Annotated in this window: 13 protein-coding genes and 1 tRNA gene; 3 read left to right on the plus strand and 11 right to left on the minus strand. The window is 40.2% G+C overall.

The window, feature by feature from the left end:
* Positions 1–54: 54 nt before the first annotated feature.
* From DWY07_RS00100 to DWY07_RS00115, 4 genes are read right to left on the minus strand one after another with little or no spacing between them, the layout of a single operon-like run.
* Positions 55–2403 (minus strand): hypothetical protein, encoded by a 2349-nt coding sequence (locus tag DWY07_RS00100; protein ID WP_147340227.1) that lies wholly within the window; start codon positions 2401–2403, stop codon positions 55–57.
* Positions 2387–3331, minus strand: coding sequence for a homoserine O-succinyltransferase (gene metA / locus DWY07_RS00105; protein WP_117807418.1), 945 nt, complete (start codon positions 3329–3331; stop codon positions 2387–2389). The genes DWY07_RS00100 and metA overlap by 17 nt, the downstream gene beginning before the upstream one ends.
* Positions 3332–3382: 51 nt before the next feature.
* Complete coding sequence (ligA, locus tag DWY07_RS00110; RefSeq protein ID WP_117821889.1) at positions 3383–5344, minus strand: NAD-dependent DNA ligase LigA; 1962 nt, start codon at positions 5342–5344, stop codon at positions 3383–3385.
* Positions 5314–6132, minus strand: coding sequence for a pseudouridine synthase (locus DWY07_RS00115; protein ID WP_117807448.1), 819 nt, complete (start codon positions 6130–6132; stop codon positions 5314–5316). The genes ligA and DWY07_RS00115 overlap by 31 nt, the downstream gene beginning before the upstream one ends.
* Before the next feature lie 265 nt (positions 6133–6397).
* On the opposite strand from DWY07_RS00115, the gene DWY07_RS00120 reads away from it, so the two are divergent.
* Complete coding sequence (locus DWY07_RS00120; protein ID WP_021944425.1) at positions 6398–6865, plus strand: Lrp/AsnC family transcriptional regulator; 468 nt, start codon at positions 6398–6400, stop codon at positions 6863–6865.
* Positions 6866–7053: 188 nt separating this feature from the next.
* Here DWY07_RS00120 and DWY07_RS00125 read toward each other — a convergent pair whose 3' ends face one another.
* Complete coding sequence (locus DWY07_RS00125; RefSeq protein WP_021944424.1) at positions 7054–7785, minus strand: hypothetical protein; 732 nt, start codon at positions 7783–7785, stop codon at positions 7054–7056.
* 155 nt (positions 7786–7940) lie between these two features.
* On the opposite strand from DWY07_RS00125, the gene DWY07_RS00130 reads away from it, so the two are divergent.
* Positions 7941–8012: transfer RNA gene (locus DWY07_RS00130), tRNA-Arg, on the plus strand.
* Positions 8013–8095: 83 nt separating this feature from the next.
* Here the strand turns inward: DWY07_RS00130 and DWY07_RS00135 are convergent.
* Together DWY07_RS00135 and DWY07_RS00140 are read right to left on the minus strand one after the other, a co-directional pair.
* The gene (locus DWY07_RS00135; RefSeq protein ID WP_117807416.1) at positions 8096–9550 is read right to left on the minus strand and encodes an NCS2 family permease; all 1455 of its coding nucleotides are present in this window, start codon (positions 9548–9550) and stop codon (positions 8096–8098) included.
* A 105-nt stretch (positions 9551–9655) separates the two neighbouring features.
* Positions 9656–10474, minus strand: coding sequence for an HAD family hydrolase (locus DWY07_RS00140; RefSeq protein ID WP_173783376.1), 819 nt, complete (start codon positions 10472–10474; stop codon positions 9656–9658).
* A gap of 175 nt (positions 10475–10649) precedes the next feature.
* Between DWY07_RS00140 and DWY07_RS00145 the strand changes: the two genes are divergently transcribed.
* Positions 10650–11228, plus strand: a complete 579-nt coding sequence (locus DWY07_RS00145) for a TetR/AcrR family transcriptional regulator (protein WP_021944421.1) — start codon at positions 10650–10652, stop codon at positions 11226–11228.
* Here DWY07_RS00145 and DWY07_RS00150 read toward each other — a convergent pair.
* The 4 genes from DWY07_RS00150 to DWY07_RS00165 form a co-directional block, all read right to left on the minus strand.
* Positions 11225–12769, minus strand: a complete 1545-nt coding sequence (locus DWY07_RS00150) for an AMP-binding protein (protein ID WP_117821890.1) — start codon at positions 12767–12769, stop codon at positions 11225–11227. The two genes, DWY07_RS00145 and DWY07_RS00150, sit on opposite strands and share 4 nt — an antisense overlap.
* Before the next feature lie 54 nt (positions 12770–12823).
* Positions 12824–13066, minus strand: a complete 243-nt coding sequence (locus DWY07_RS00155) for a phosphopantetheine-binding protein (RefSeq protein ID WP_008402883.1) — start codon at positions 13064–13066, stop codon at positions 12824–12826.
* Positions 13067–13093: 27 nt separating this feature from the next.
* Positions 13094–14482: a condensation domain-containing protein gene (locus DWY07_RS00160; RefSeq protein ID WP_330584279.1), complete on the minus strand. Its 1389-nt coding sequence runs from the start codon at positions 14480–14482 to the stop codon at positions 13094–13096.
* Positions 14483–14702: 220 nt separating this feature from the next.
* Positions 14703–15686, minus strand: a complete 984-nt coding sequence (locus tag DWY07_RS00165; RefSeq protein ID WP_226800986.1) for an alpha/beta hydrolase — start codon at positions 15684–15686, stop codon at positions 14703–14705.
* Positions 15687–15745 lie beyond the last annotated feature (59 nt).

Consider the following 15745-nt stretch of genomic DNA (forward strand, 5'->3'; position numbering starts at 1 on the left):
TGTTGTAAGTTACATACAACCATGCAATATCCGCATTCTAATGCTTTTGTATTATCAGTCGATCACATTTATGATCTTTCTTCCATATGTATATGTATTGCCGGATGCCGGAATACAATAAGTACTGTTACTGATATAGACCTGACTACTGCTTCCCATTCCACCGTGAATACACCAGTAAGTTCCATCATTATCATAATAAGCGCCCCAGTCCTTGACACAGGCTTCCGCCAACTGTTTGGGAACACCCATCCGGATCAGATATTTCTTAACCGCTGCCGCATTTTTAAACTTACCAAGAAACAGGGAAACATGGCTTGCCTCTGTCTCTCCGTTTTTATAATATACGATCACGTCTCCCGGAGTTAATGCATCATATGAGAAATCTACAATATCTGAATTCAACTGAATCGAATCCTGTTTCATCCAGCTTTTCCCATCTGACAGAACAACTTTTCCGGTCACAGTTCCGGCACCGCCCCATTCCGTTCCGGTATACATCCGATCTAACAGGATACCGCCTTTTTCCGGACTTGTATACTGAACCGCAAGTTTCTGCGATGGAACATCTCCACCAGCAAGTGCAAATGCCTGATCGACAAATACATTGCAATATATATTTGTCTTACCCAGATATGCCAGGATCACGCGCTTCATCCATGCATCCGTATCCCAGTAAACAGAACCTTCCAGTCGTCTGCTATATGCACGTCCATATTTATCAAAGTCATATAGATATCCATCCACGGACTGACTTCCAGATACACTCTGTCCCTGTTCATTCATCAGGTAATATACCGTCTTGCCATTGATCTGGACAGTAACAATCCCCGGAACGATCTGATCCAGCTTCTGTCCTTCTCTGTATATGGAATATTTTCCGGTCTTGTCATAATATATGTATTTTGATACTTTTCCGGAAGCATCCGTATAGACTGCAGTTTTTTTGTCAATGGTCTGCCAGCCCTCTTCTGCCTTTATCACGCCATCTTCCGGTATATAATAATAATCCGAATGAATATTTAATAATTTATCTGTTACCTGCTGCCATCCGGAACTTCCTGCATCATAGATCCATACTGTGTTCCTGTATTTGCTCTTTGAATAGCTGGCATTAAAATACCGGTACAGACTTGTTCCATTTTTATCATAGTAAAAGGTTTTTCCTTTATTATATGGCGCCCACATACTGGAAACTTTCTTCCATCTGACTCCATTTGCCTGATACAGCACATATCCGTTTCCGGACTGTTTTCGTTTATAGAGCACTTCTCCCTTTCGGATATAATACATGGTCGTATCATTTGAGCTGTACCATCTGGTTGATGTATAATGTCTTCCATTTTTAAAATATACAAATGAGCCATCGATCTTATAAATGCCATCTGTTACAAAATTCCATTTGTTTTTACTGTAGATCTTATACATTCCGATCCGCTCGCTGTCCTTATATCCATCCAGATAATAGGTCTTTGTATTACGTGCATTTGCATTAAAATACATCATGGCATTTTTTACATTTACCCATGTATCTCTTACTGCTTTGCCATCTTCGCCAAAATAATAGCCATAACGATCAACCTTTTTATAATAGTTCCGACGGCTTACACCATCCCGCAGATAATAATATTCTCCGCCGGCCTGTTTCATTCCCTGTGCCAGTGCACCCGCTGCATCAAACCAGTACACTGTGCCTTTAACGCTGATGTAACGATCCGTTACACGCTGTTTCTTGCCATTTGTAAATGAATAACAGGCATCTCCTGAAAAGCGGAATATTGCCTTTCCATCCTTTACATATACCTGTGATCTTCCATATGGATACCAGCCGGTTTCATCCACCCGCTTTCCTTTCCGGAAGAAATAATACGTTCCCGCTACCTTCTTGATTCCTTTTACCGGTGTTCCGTCAATGTAATATATATCCTTTGAAAAACCGGTTGTCAGAATGGAATAATCGTCACTATAGTAAAAGCATTTTTCAAGAGCTGTGTTTCCGGTTTTATTTTTTGAAAACCGAAGCACGGTCTTTGTCGTTGCCGGCTTAAATTTCAATGACATCTTGCCTGTATAAGAGCTGGTATCATAGGAACCATTAAACTCACTTTTCTTAGTTACTACAACCGCCCACAGCTTCTCATCATAGCTTACAAGTGCATATTTCAGTCCGGTGCTCTCATCTACACCCATACCTTTATAGTAATCTGACTTTACTGCATAATCATATTGGAAGGAACCGTCACTGGCATTTGAAAATGTATGTGTGTTCTCGTCCTGTGATAATTCCTGTTTCTTTACTGATTCCGCAGCCTGCACATTTCCGGTATTTTTCCCGGCTCCCATAAACAATATCAACAAAGCTGCTATACATAGAAGTATTAATCGTTTATTCTGCTGTTTCATCTTTCTTTTTATCCGCCTTTTCTGTCCACAGATAAGGGGTTATCTGGTAGACGTAATAATTCAGCCAATTGGCATATAATGTATTAGCATGGCAACGCCAAGATTTGATCGGTGTCTTGCTTGGATCGTTGTCCGGATAATAATTTACCGGAATATCCGGATTCAGTCCCTTTGCAAGATCACGCTTATATTCTTTATCAAGCGTCAGAATATCATATTCCGGATGTCCGGTTACGAATATATTCTTTCCTTCATCGCCAATGATCAGATAAGGACCTGCCTCATCGGACTCCGCTACGATCTCCAGATGCGGATTTTTTACGATCTCATCTTTGTCTACACCTGTATATCTGGAATGCGGTACATAAAAGATATCATCAAACCCACGAACAAGCGGTGTCTTTCTGTGGAAGGTATGATGCATATAGATTCCTGATAATTTCTTATCCAGCTCATGCTTCTGCACCCCATACCGATAATACAGACCTGCCTGTGCGCCCCAGCAGATATGGATCGTGGAGGTTACATTTTTCTCCGACCAGTCCATGATTTCTTTTAATTCATCCCAGTATTCTACATCTTCAAATTCCATCTTCTCGATCGGTGCTCCTGTGATAATGAATCCATCCCATTTCCGATCTTTGATGCTGGAAAAATCGGTGTAGAACCGTTCCAGATGGCCTTTTGGTGCATGCTTGGATTCATATGTCATCGTACGGATCAGGGAAATATTCACTTGAAGCGGCGTATTTGACAGACTTCTCATAAGCTGTAATTCTGCATCCTGCTTTAAAGGCATCAGGTTCAATATCAATATATCAAGCGGACGGATATCCTGACGGATGGCTCTGTCTGAACCCATCACAAAGATATTCTCATCCTCCAGTATTTTCTTTACCGGTAAATCATCGTCAACTCTAATTGGCATTTTCTATCAAGTCCTTTCTGTTTCAACTGCCATTTTTCTGTTTCTATATTATCAGGAAAACTGTTCCAGAAACTGCGCTTCTGAAATGATCGGTATTCCCAGACTCTGTGCTTTTTTATTCTTCGAAGATGTGGATGTCACATCGTTATTGACCAGATATCCGGTCTTTGAAGATACAGAACCTGCTACCTTTCCGCCCCGGTCTTCGATATACTGCTTCATCTCATCCCGGTTTGCAAATTGTACCAGACTTCCGGTTATTACAAAGGTAATACCTGCAAGCGTCTGTGGTACCGTTTCAGTCTCTGCTTCAAACTCTAATTCACGAAGCAACCTATCTATAATAGCACAATTCGACGGATTTTTAAAATATCTTACAATTTCCTCTGCAATCACTGTTCCAATTCCATCAATCTCTGTATATGCTTCTACATCCGCATGCATGATCTGATCCAGGTTATTTTTAAAATGTTTGCAGATCAGCTTCGCTGTTGCATCTCCGACCCCAGGAATTCCAAGGCCATAGACAAAACGGTTCATCGTTGTGTGTCTGGATGTATCAACAGCCTGAATCAGCTTCGCATAAGACTTCTCTCCAAAGCCTTCCAACTCAACGATCTCTTCTTCATGACGATTCAGGTGATAGAGATCATCCAGATGATCCAGATATCCCTGTTCAATAAATTTGTCTATCGTGGCTTCTGAGAGACCGTCAATATTCATAGCATTTCTGGATACAAAATGAGCAAATGATTTTAACTTCTTTGCAGGGCAGAATTCATTGGTACAATAAAGGGTCTCTACCTGATCTACACCCTCTCCCTCCGTCACGATCTTTGTCAGACCACCACAGGCAGGACAGGATTCCGGAATCGATACATTTCCACTTCTGGTATGATTTTCGGCAATCTGCGGAATGATCATATTTGCCTTATAGACCGAGATCTCATCTCCGATCCCAAGCTGCAACGACCGAAGGATACTGACATTATGGATACTTGCACGGCTGACTGTTGTTCCTTCAAGGGACACCGGATCAAATACCGCAACCGGATTGATAAGTCCCGTTCTGGAAGGGCTCCACTCCACATACTGCAGATGGGTCACTGCCTGTTCATCCGCCCATTTGAATGCCATACTGTCTCTTGGGAACTTCGCTGTTCTACCGAGACTCTTTCCATATGCAAGATCTTCTAACACCAGTACCAGACCATCCGAAGGAAAATCGTTCTGCTCAATCTGTTCTGCAAACTTTGCTACACGCTCCGGCAGCTTATCAGCATCGATCAAATAATGCTCTACGACATCAAAGCCCTGCTGCTCCAGCCAGTCTAATTCATAGGAAAAGGAATTCTTAAAGTCCACATCTTCTCCATCCACCAGATTAAAGGCAAAGAAATGTACGTTTCTCTCTTTTGTAATGCGGTTATTCAACTGTCTGACAGAGCCGCTGCATAAGTTTCTCGGGTTTTTATATTTTGCATCTGCATCTGTGATCTGCTCATTTATCTTCTCAAAATCTGAATACTTGATAACTGCCTCTCCACGGATCGTCAGCTTACCCTTATATGGAATCTCTTTCGGAATATTTGCAAATACTCTTGCGTTGTTCGTTATAACCTCGCCCTCTAAGCCATTTCCTCTGGTTACTGCTTTTACAAGCGTGCCATTCTCATAGGTAAGGACAACGGTAAGACCATCTAACTTCCATGAGATCACACCCTGATGTGTGCCAAGCCATGCTGCCAGTGCTTCCACACTCTTGGTCTTATCAAGAGAAAGCATTGGATGCTCATGAGCCTCTTTCGGAAGCTCACTTACAATCTCATATCCGACATGAACCGTCGGACTGTTCGACATTACAATTCCTGTCTCTTTTTCAAGTTCTACCAGTTCATCATACAAGGCATCATATTCCAGATTGCTCATGATCTCGGTATCTTCCTGATAATATTTCTTTGATGCCTCATTCAGTTTTTCAACTAATTCTTTGATTCTGTCTCTCTTTTCCAACTGACATACCTCTTATTTCCAACAACATTCTGTTCATTTTTATTATCCGGCTGTGCTTCTTCCCGCTTTGTTTTTACTTCTTCTTTTCGTTCCACTAAACGTCTGAGTTCTGTTTCTTCTTCCTTTGTCAAATGGCGGTACTCACCCGGTCTCAGATTCCCCAGACGAATATTGATCACTCGAAGCCGTTTCAGATTTACGACCTTATATCCAAAATATTCGCACATTCGGCGGATCTGGCGATTCAGCCCCTGTGTAATTATGATCTTAAAGGAATAATTATCGATCTTATACAGACGACATTTTTTTGTCACCGTATCAAGAATCGGAACACCTGCCGCCATCTGTGTTAAAAATTCGTCCGTGATCGGCTTATTCACACGGACACGATATTCCTTCTCATGATTATTGACTGACTTCTGGATACTGTTTGACAGGTCTCCATCGTTTGTCAAAAGCAGTAATCCCTGTGAATCCTTATCTAATCTTCCTACATACTGCAATCGGATCGGATACTTAATATGATCAAAGATGTTATCCGGATCATCATGACTTGCCGTGCAGGTCAGTCCCAGTGGTTTATTGTATGCAAGAATAACTGTCTCTTCACGCTTTCTTACAGGCTTTCCATCGACCATTACCCTGTCATTTGCCTCTATCTTCTGTCCCATTTCCGCAGGCTTCCCATTTATTGTGATCCTGCCTTTTAATATATATTCATCTGCCGCACGTCTGGAACAAATGCCAGCTTCGCTCAGATATTTATTAATTCGAATGCCTTCTGCCATATCATGACCCTTCCTGTTCTGTCTCTCTGCTGCGACTGTTTTGCCGCTCTTTTTATCTGTTTTCTTTATAACCATATCTTTTTAATCATACCATTCTGATCATTAAAAGTAAACAATTACAACTTTTCAATTTCGGGGCTTGTTTTTTCTCTTTTTCCGACGTATAATAAGGCAAACGCAAAGGTGTGTTTCTACGGAAACGCACCTTTTTTTGTATTTAAATTTAGAAGCTGAAGTTATAACATTTTATAAAGGACGTGAATATATGGATAATATCGATAAGAAAATATTACATTTATTACAGCACAATGCCAGAACCCCTTTAAAGTATCTGGCAAATAAAGTATTTCTCTCCTCTCCTGCGGTATCTGCAAGAATCGACCGGCTGGAAAAGGCAGGTGTGATCACCGGATACCATGCAGGCATCAACCCGGAAGCTCTGGGGTATCACATTACCGCATTTATACACATGGCACTCGATCCAAAACAGAAACCAACCTTTTATCCCTTTATCGATGCCTGCCCCAATGTACTAGAATGTAATTGTGTGACCGGTGCCTACTCTATGTTGATGAAGGTTTGTTTTCCAAGCACAATGGAACTGGATTCTTTCATTGGCCAGCTACAGCGATTCGGAAATACAGAAACACAGATCGTATTCTCCACTCCTGTTCAAACTCGTGGAATCGACATCGGTATTGTATCTCCTGTAAATGAAGAAAATGCTATCTAGTATGTCTGCGGACGGTCGTCTGTAACTTCTATATTATATAAGGCAAATAATAAAACAAAAAAGTTCCGTATCAGAATTCTGTCATATCCGAAGAATTCTTTTATGGAACTTTTTTATGTCTTGATATCTGCTTACAAACCTACTGCTAACTGGTTCACACATTTGCAGAATCAGCTAAAATATCCTTCCTATTGTGCATCTTCCGGTGTAGCTGCAGTATTCTCTGTTGTAGCCGGTTTGCTGATCAAATCATAAAATGCCCGGAATGTTTTATCTGTATCCAGAAGATATTCTGTATTCTCTTTTACATGAACATAGATATCCTGAATATCCTTTGATGCCTTAAAGCTGTTCAGATAAGAAAGCTGTGCATTTGACAGCTCCCCATTAGCGATCTTATACGAACCGTCCTGGTCTGTTATAATATAGAAGGTCACGATATCAAGCGGCTTTGATTCTACGTCCGCAATGTCCATATAGGACAATTCAACCACAACATATTCTCCTTCTGCATAACCATCTGCCAGATAACAGGTCGTATCTTCAAAACCTTTTAGGTATTTTGCAGAGTTTTCCAATACTGACATATCATCAAACTCGGTTGGATCCGTCACCAGTGACTGTAACGTTGCCTGATCACAGGCTGCTTTTGCCGTAAGATACTTACTAACCAGATCATTGATCTCTGAAACATCACTTTTCTTATATGATGCATTCTCCGGAATCGTCAGCTCAACCGTATTATTTTCTCCCGGCACAATTTTGGGTTTTCTGATAAAAAATGCGTACACATAACAGGAACACAATAATGCAAATATCACCCAGCCAATCGCAAGCTTCATTCCAGCCCGGATCACGATCTCTCCTTCTTTTGTCTTTATATATGTATCACCAAGAAAACTGTTTTTTTTATGATTCAATTTTCCTATGCTCCTTTTCATATTTTATATCGACAAAATTCTACCATTCTGTTCTGTATTTTGCAAGTTCATCCAGGAAGTATTCATAATTCAGCGAAGAAATATAAGAAAATATTTGATTATTTCAGCGAAATATTGTATTATATATAAGTCATGCACCAGTAGCTCAGTGGATAGAGCAACGGCCTCCGGAGCCGTGTGCGGTGGTTCGATTCCACTCTGGTGCATATTTTTTATGCATAAAAATACCGGCAGCCACTTAAAAGGAATGTGGCTGCCGGTATTTTCTTTTAATAAAATGATGATATTTTTACATTGTAACAAAGATGAACTTTACAACGAATAACGCTGCGATGATCGTTACAACGATATCTTTCTTCTTGTAGTTACCTGTGAATAAGGTAATCAGAACGTATGAAATTGATCCTACACCGATACCATTTGAGATAGAATAGGTTAATGGGATCATAAGGAAGGTAAGGAACGCAGGAACTGCTGAACGCATATCATCCATATCGATCTTGGCAAAGTTCTTAGCCATTAATACACCTACAAAGATCAGTGCCGGAGCTGTTGCACATGTTGGGATCACACCTGCGATCGGGCTTAAGAACAGACATACTGCGAAGCAGGCTGCTGTAACTAAACTTGCAAGACCTGTTCTACCACCTGCTGCGATACCGGATGCTGACTCAACGAAGGTTGTACATGTCGATGTACCAAGAATAGCACCTGCTGCTGTACCGATAGAGTCGCACATCATACTCTTATCTAAGTTGATCGGGTCACCATTCTCATCTAACATATTTGCCTGTGATGCGGTTCCGTATAAGGTTCCGATCGTATCAAACATATCTACCAGACAGAATGCAACGATCAGCATGATACCTGAGAATACGCCACCAACATATGGGCTTTCAAATGCATTTCTCCATGCATCCGCCTTGAAGCATCCAAGGAAACCGATCTCGCCAAAGTCTTTGAAAGACTGACCGATGCTGGATACATCAAAAGATGGTGTCTCCAGATTAAATACATAATAAAGGACTGTGGAAACAATGATACCGATTACGATATTTCCCTTTACATTTAACTTTGCAAGAACTGCGATCAGGATAATACCGATGATAGTTACAACCGGTGGAATAACTGCTTTCCATGCAGCTGCCGGTGTCTCTGCGCCTGAAATTGCTCCATGGAAATCAAAGATCTGTACCAGTGTATACTTATTCGCCTGTACAAGACCTGAACCCTTTAAACCAACCAATGCGATGAACAAACCGATACCGGCCGGTATTGATTTCTTCAGGCATTCCGGCATGGCTGTCGCAATGTACTTACGAAGTCCGGTTACAGACAGGATCAGAAATACGATACCTGATAACAGGATGATAACAAGACCTGACTGATAACCTTCAATCACGCTGCAGCCTGCAAAGAATGCACCGGACACAAATGAGGTACAGAAGAATGAATTCAGTCCCATACCACATGCCTGTGCATACGGCATTCTGGCAAGGAATGCCATAAGAAGTGTACCGATAACAGCCACAAGAACGGATGCGATAAATACTGCATTCCAAACCCTGCCTACTTCTGCTGCGCTTGCGCCTTCTGCAACAAGCCATCCAGCCTTACCATCTGCTGCTACCTGATTTGGGTTTACCAGGACAATGTATGCCATGGCAAAAAATGTTGTGAGTCCGGCCATAATCTCTGTACGAACATTAGAACCGCGCTCTGAAATGTGGAAAAATTTATCCATATTTCCCTTCCTTTCTTTTGTTTATTCTTATTAAAAGCATTGGTTGTCTACCTGTCCCTCACTACAGATATATGCCATGCTTTATAATCAAAATTCTGTGTGCCGTTACCGCACTGTTTCTTCCAGAAATTCGGCTACACTGTCATCCAGATAATCACCGATCACAAGATCCGCCGCTTCCTTGCAACGCTCTGTCGCATTTAAAACCGCAACTCCAAGTCCGGCTTCTGCTAACATCTCACTGTCATTATCTCCATCGCCGAAAGCAATTGTTTCTTCCATTGATATTCCAAGGAATCGTAAAACTTCCTTTAACCCATTATGTTTGCCGGAATGACGATCAGATATCTCAATCAATCGCGGCGCTCCGGATGTTACATAAACAGTATGGATATTTTGCGTTAATTCATGCATGATACGGTATTTTTTCTCTGTCGGTCCTACAATTGAGATCGAATCCAACTCCGTATTATGCTGTAAAATAAACTGCCTTATATCAGGCACCGGCGTTCTGGTGCTTCTTACATAAGCACTGATATCCTCTGACTCTCCAAAATTCATTGGATTCTCATAATATATCTCAGATGTATATCCTCTACCGTCTATAAAACATTCAAAGAATACATCTTTATCCGTAACCAGATCAAATATCTGCTCCGGTACTTCCGGTCGTAATTTTAAATTATATACTGAATGATCATCTGATAAATCATAGATTGCTGCCCCATTGGATGTGATCGCATACCGGACACCCCGAATCTCCCGGATGCATTCTGGAATGGAATAAACAGATCTTCCACTTGCCGGAATAAAAATAACGTGGCTGTCTGCCAGTTTTTCAAGAACTTCCTTTGTTCTATGGGAAATCCCATCCCGTCTTAAAATCGTTCTGTCCAAATCTGAAACCACGCATCTGTACTTCATATGCTTTTCCTCTGTTTTCGAATTTACTTTCATATGTTACCATATTTCGTAAGGGAAATAAAGATATTATAAACTTTTTTACATAAATACAGAAAAAGGAGCTATTTTCATTACATTTTTACCCGGTTGTATAAAAACTGTGATAAAATAAATACACATCAGAAAGGAGACCACTATGTTGCATGAAATATCCGATGAACGCTACTGCTTTATTGAAGATACCATTTGTGATGCATTTTTATTGGTATTGAAAGAAAAAGGAATAGAAAAAATTACCGTGACCGACATCATAAAAAGAGCCGGAATTGTTCGCAGTACATTCTATAACCACTACGAAAATATTCCAGCTCTTATAACTGCTGTTGAAGATAAAACTATCCAGGATATTTTCACCCTCATGGAAGACTTTCATCCTGAAAACAATCAGGATATATGCAAATCTTTCTTTCTGACAATTTGTAATTATACCAAAACGAATCCGTTTCTGGCAAATATTCTCCGGAGTCCAAGAGGCGATGAATTCTTTGAAAAGGCTTTAACTATGTTCCATCGTTATGTAACAGATGCCACCCGGAAAACAACGCCTTCCATGCACTCCAAGGAAGAGGTCTCCTATATGATCGCATGCAGCATTGGCAGTACCTTGGGTGTTCTCCATAAATGGACAAGAGAAAATTTTGAGAGTTCCGAAGAAATCATTGCCGGGATACTGACACAGTCATTTCTCACAGGTATACTTCCTTATCTGTCTTAAAGTGCTTCATCAATCAGAACTTCCTGCCTTTTTATCTTCTTAGTTGCACTCTTGATAAATGGATATTTACGAATAATCAACCCCGTAATCCGACGATAGGTCGGCTGCGTATTATTATAACTGTCAATAAATGCCTGAAGCTCTGATCTGATTGTTTCCTCGTTCATCCGTTTTGCCGAGACAGCATCCTGATCCGGATAGATTCTTGCAATTAGGCCATTGTTCTCTCCTGTCACAATCACCTCTCCCACCAGTTTTCCAAGAGCAAGTTTATTTTCTATTTCCTCCGGTGATATATTTTCTCCGTTTGAAAGAATGATCAGATTTTTTATTCTTCCATTGATAAATAAGAATCCGTCTTTATCCAGATATCCTTTATCTCCCGTATGCAGCCATCCACCTTTTAAGGTCTCTGCAGTCTCTTCCGGCATCTGATAATAACCCTTCATAACGCTGCTGCCCCGTACCAGAATCTCGCCATCCTCAAAAGAAATCTCAACATTGGAAAGCGGTCGTCCTATAGAACCGGTCTTATGATCTTCCGGTACATTGCTGCTGATAACAGGCGAACATTCCGACATTCCATATCCCTCATAAATATTTACACCATATTCTGCAAATTTCTCAATATAAAACGGATCCAGATGTGCTCCACCTGTAAATATTGTTTTCAGCTTTCCCCCAAATGCCTTGGCTGCAACTATTTTCTTTGGGATCAACGGGTTCATTGCCGAAAGACGTTTGTAGATTGTTTCTACCATCAAAGGTACCATCAGCATAATATCAGGATGAAAGACGCCCATATTTTTTACCATATGCAACAGAGAATCATTAATACATACCGTTGCTCCAAAGGAAAAACCTTTGAGCCAATCCATAACAAGGCAAAATGCATGATGAATCGGTAAAACACTTAATACTATGGTTCCGGGCTCTGCAGTATAATTAACAGATTTTACATTTTCTGCCAGATTTCTCTGTGTCAGCATAACACCTTTACTCTTTCCTGTAGTTCCGGAGGTGAAAATAATCGTAGCAATATCTTCCGGATCCGGTGCTGCAAAATCATCTGTACCGTTTATACCTGACGTCATTAATTCTGCTACAGATGCAACCTTTTTCTGATTTGTTTCGATTTTTTCTTCCTGTAATATCCAGATTTTTTTCAGTTTTGGACATTTCTCCAGTATCCGTTCCGACAAGGTCTGAATTTTAGGACTTAAAAAGAGTGCTTCCGCATCTGAACGATTCAGAAGATCTATCAAATCCTCTACCGGAAGTCCTGCATCAAGAGGAACGGCTACTGCCTGACCTGTTATAATTCCCAGATAAGCTTCTATCCATTCCACAGAACTACTACCGATCAATGCTATATGCTTTCCCTGAAAGCTTTCCTCACACAATCCTTTTCTGACAGACTTGGCATTCTCCATCAGCTCCCGGTAGCTTCTATCACAGATTTCCTTTTTCTTCAACCATTGCACTGCCTTTATTTCTGAAAACTTTTTTTCGCTTTCTTCCAAAATATCACGAATCAACATATCTTATTATACCTCCGCACATACTTACTGCGATCATATACTTATATTCTCTGATTATACAGTTTCCTGCTGTAATCGCTCTAACAGATCAAGTGCTTCTACAATTGTGAATACATGCAGTGCATCGTCTTCCTCCAGTTCAATGTCAAATGTGTCTTCGATTTCTCCCAAGAAAGACATAAAATCAAGCGAACTAAAGCCCAGATCTTCTCTGAACTTCATATCGTTTGTCATCTCCTCCGGCTTAACATCACAATACTGTGCTATGATTTTCTTAAATTGCATTTCCTGTGTCATAATAATTTCTCCTTTATATGTTTTATTTTATACCTGTTCCATGATTTCTCCGATACTCATATCAGGTTCCGCGATTCCTTTAAACAATATCCGCATCATATAGTAATATAACAATTCCATATCATGTTCTGCCAAATGTGCGGTCTGGTAATGATATGAAAAATTCATACCTCCATTATCTGTATGAGATACTGTCAGATACATTTTCTTTGTAGCTGCACCATTTGCAAACCATTTTGCATGCTGTGGAATTTGTACCAGATGAGGATTATCCAATTTTACCGGCATCGGCTGATAAGTAAGGTAACAGCTTTCATAGGCTGTATTCTTCGGTGTATGATATCGTTTCTGCATCTCCTCTCTGATCAACGCCGGATCATAGTTACTGTGCATATAGATCCGATTCTGCATATTCTGGATCTCATATGCTGCCGACAGGAAATCAGTATCTGCCGAAATCACAGTTCTACATGGAAACATAATAGTCCGACTACCACCGGAGGTCCATTCATCATGAGTAGACCGTCTTGAAATGAAGTTTTCTATCGTAATATCTTCCTGTCCATGATTCATCTTTGACAGATATGTACGAATACCAAGCAACAACAGATTTGTCATTGAAAGCTGATGGTTCATACAAAAATCTATCAGATTTTTCGTTGGCTCCGGCTCCAGTTGATAATCCTTTACTGCCACAAACAACTGATCTAATTCTATATCGGCAGCCCTGAGTGTTTTATTCCTATGTAACTTTCTTGATGCTTCCAGTACATCTAAACCCTGGATATCAGAATAAAGGGGTTCCCCCCATGCATCCAGCTGATCATCCCAGAACTTTTTATCTTTGGCAAAACGTTTTTCATTATTTGCACGATTCAGATCTTTAACCAGCACTTCCTCAAAATCAGCTAACTTCTGCGGATATGGTGTATTGAATTTATAATGCGTATATAACTGCATCAGGTCATTGATCATCACAACCAGTCCACAGGAATCAATCAATCTATGATCCATATGGATGAAGAAACCATTATATCCATCTGGCAGTTTAACCATCACTACATCGCAAAGCGGAATATCATCTCCGTCAAATGTCTCATATGCCCACTGCTGCATTAGATAGTCTGCTTCTTCCATATGCATTCCTGATAAGTCTTTTAAAGGAATATCACGGGTTTCTTTTTCAGTAAGATATTGCTTCACATCACCATTTTTATCACGTTTCGTAAAACGAATACGCATACATCCATATCTCTCATATTCCAACTGAATACATTTTTTTAAAAGTCCGAAATCCAGTTCTGCTTTTAAAGATGCCACAACACTGACACCGGACACCTGCTGTGTTTTATATTTTTTTATCCAGTCATCATGCATTTTTTGTGCTGCTGTTAAGGGATACTGTTTCATCATCATGGATAACCTCCTGTATTCTTTATTCTTTTGTGAACTTATCACATTTCATTTTTGAATTCCACCCCTTGTACAACTTAACAAACACTTTACATGAAATTGACCGAAACTTTAAAAGTAATCTATGGATCAGAATTATCCCAATATAAAAATCCCCCTTAAACAGATTCGGCATTTACCTTATCTGCTTAAGAGGGATCCTGTTACTTCTGATGATTCTATTTTAATTATCATATTTTTCAAAAAAATCAAGCAGCTTTTGTCGATAAAGCTCTGGAGCTGCATATGGCGCGCATAGATGCCGTGCTTCCGGTATAATGACCAGTTCTTTGGGAGCACTGCATAATGCATAATTATATACAGAATTCTCCGGAACTACATAGGTATCTGCTTCCCCATGAAAAAACAAAACCGGACGTTTATTTTTCTTCATTGCATCTATCGTGTCAGCATCACTCATACGAAATCTTCCAAACATCCTGCAAAACAGATCTACACGGAACAAAAGCAGCTCTACCCAACCCAAATGAAACCAGTTAGCTGCGATATCCTGAAGCTGCCGTTTCATCGAGCAAAATCCACAATCTGCAATCAAGCCTTTCACTTCTTCCGGCAGTTTATGTCCGGAAGCCATAAGCACTGCCGCAGCTCCCATGGATTCTCCATAAAGATAGATTGGGAGCTTCTCTCTGTTTCTTGCAGCAATATAATAACTCCATTGCTGTACATCCCATTGCTCTTTTGCACCAAATGTAATATATTCACCCTCGCTCAAACCGCAGCATCTCTGATCAATAAACAATAAATTACACGCATTCTCATGAAGGAAACGTGCTGTATATGCAAAATCGCCAAAGCCGCTACCTTTATATCCATGACTTAACAAAACAAAACGTTTCGCTTCTTTTGTCGGAAGATAATAAGCATGCAGATACAGTCCATCTCTGCTTCTGATAAAGCAATCCTTCATCTGCTGTTCAGCACACCACAGTTTTCCTTCTTCATATTCTTTTTCATATTTGTCTCTTGGATGATTTTTCTTTATATGAGACAGTTGAAACCATTTCTTTTTTTTCTGTCGTTTTTTCCCTTTGCAACGAACAAGCATATCAAAGAAAGACCAACCAAATGCAACAAACAGACCAAATGCACCGGCTGTTATTTCCAGTAATCTTAATATTTTCTGCTTATTCCCTGTATCATTCATAATCGTTATCTTCTCCGCTTCTTTTTCGCGTATTTGTAAAACAGCCCTTGAAAACATAA

Source organism: Clostridium sp. AF23-6LB, assembly GCF_003461085.1.
In the GTDB taxonomy this organism is placed as follows: domain Bacteria; phylum Bacillota; class Clostridia; order Lachnospirales; family Lachnospiraceae; genus Coprococcus; species Coprococcus ammoniilyticus.

What these genes read in the sequence shown, in the direction of transcription:
- DWY07_RS00100 (WP_147340227.1), bottom strand. Translation starts at nt 2,403, where the DNA reads ATGAAACAGCAGAATAAACGATTAATACTTCTATGTATAGCAGCTTTG.
- metA (WP_117807418.1), bottom strand. Translation starts at nt 3,331, where the DNA reads ATGCCAATTAGAGTTGACGATGATTTACCGGTAAAGAAAATACTGGAG.
- DWY07_RS00115 (WP_117807448.1), bottom strand. Translation starts at nt 6,132, where the DNA reads ATGGCAGAAGGCATTCGAATTAATAAATATCTGAGCGAAGCTGGCATT.
- DWY07_RS00120 (WP_021944425.1), top strand. Translation starts at nt 6,398, where the DNA reads ATGGATAATATCGATAAGAAAATATTACATTTATTACAGCACAATGCC.
- DWY07_RS00135 (WP_117807416.1), bottom strand. Translation starts at nt 9,550, where the DNA reads ATGGATAAATTTTTCCACATTTCAGAGCGCGGTTCTAATGTTCGTACA.
- DWY07_RS00140 (WP_173783376.1), bottom strand. Translation starts at nt 10,474, where the DNA reads ATGAAGTACAGATGCGTGGTTTCAGATTTGGACAGAACGATTTTAAGA.
- DWY07_RS00145 (WP_021944421.1), top strand. Translation starts at nt 10,650, where the DNA reads ATGTTGCATGAAATATCCGATGAACGCTACTGCTTTATTGAAGATACC.
- DWY07_RS00150 (WP_117821890.1), bottom strand. Translation starts at nt 12,769, where the DNA reads ATGTTGATTCGTGATATTTTGGAAGAAAGCGAAAAAAAGTTTTCAGAA.
- DWY07_RS00155 (WP_008402883.1), bottom strand. Translation starts at nt 13,066, where the DNA reads ATGACACAGGAAATGCAATTTAAGAAAATCATAGCACAGTATTGTGAT.
- DWY07_RS00160 (WP_330584279.1), bottom strand. Translation starts at nt 14,482, where the DNA reads ATGATGATGAAACAGTATCCCTTAACAGCAGCACAAAAAATGCATGAT.
- DWY07_RS00165 (WP_226800986.1), bottom strand. Translation starts at nt 15,686, where the DNA reads ATGAATGATACAGGGAATAAGCAGAAAATATTAAGATTACTGGAAATA.